Source organism: Methylophaga sp. UBA5088, assembly GCF_002414625.1.
Lineage (GTDB): Bacteria > Pseudomonadota > Gammaproteobacteria > Nitrosococcales > Methylophagaceae > Methylophaga > Methylophaga marina.
In genome coordinates, this window is record NZ_DIAC01000130.1 from 10,307 (window position 1) to 11,330 (window position 1,024).

At 44.4% G+C, this 1,024-nt stretch carries 1 protein-coding gene; it reads left to right on the forward strand.

What is annotated here, in order from left to right; all coding sequences use genetic code 11:
• Positions 1–1,024, forward strand: a 1,024-nt coding sequence (locus B4K20_RS16070; protein ID WP_289283695.1) for a formylmethanofuran dehydrogenase subunit A, incomplete at both ends; no start/stop codon positions are given.

Sequence of the window (1,024 nt, forward strand, 5' to 3'; positions counted from 1 at the left end):
AACATGGGCAAAATGATGTAGTGAGAGATATTTATATCCGCGATGGTCGCATAGTAGACGCACCAGCGGATGGAAAAGTCGACGAAGAAATTGATGTCCGTGGCAAAGTCGTTATGTCTGGCGCGATCGACATGCACACCCACATTGGTGGCGGTAAAGTCAATATTGCCCGTACTATGCTACCGGAAGATCATGCCGAATCGTTAATTGAACGTACAGAACTCATGCGAAGCGGTAGCGGTCATGCTGCACCAAGTACGCTAACAACAGGCTATCGTTACGCTGAAATGGGCTACACAGCCGGATTTGAACCTGCGGTGATGCCAGTTAATGCGCGTCAGGCACATATGGAAATGCATGACACACCGATTATCGATAAAGGTGGTTATGCCATGTTGGGAAGCGATGACTTCCTATTACGCATGATGGCGGCCAATGAAGATCAGGAAGCCATTAATAACTATGTGGCCTGGACATTAACACACAGTCAGGCTATTGGTTTGAAAGTGGTTAATCCCGGTGGTATTAATGCATTTAAATTTAACCAACGTAAGTTGGATCTGGATGAGAAAAACAGTTTTTATAACGTCTCTCCACGTGAGATTTTGCAGCGTTTATCTCGTGCGGTGACTGAACTGGGTGTGCCACATCCTTTACATGTTCATGGTTGTAATCTAGGTGTACCAGGTAACAAAGATACGACACTCGATACGATTCAAGGTATTGAAGGCTTGCCGATGCATTTAACCCATATTCAGTTCCATAGTTATGGCACTGAAGGTGACTTTAAATTCTCATCAGGTGCAGCTGAGATCGCTGAATCTATCAATAGAAACAAAAATATCACCGTTGACGTTGGTCAGATTCTGTTTGGTCAGACAGTGACCGCCTCTGGCGATAATATGCGTCAGTTTGATGGCAGCAAACATGCCCATCCTAATAAATGGGTGTGTATGGATATCGAATGTGATGGTGGTTGTGGTGTTGTCCCATTCAAATACAAAGATCAAAGCTTTGTAAATGC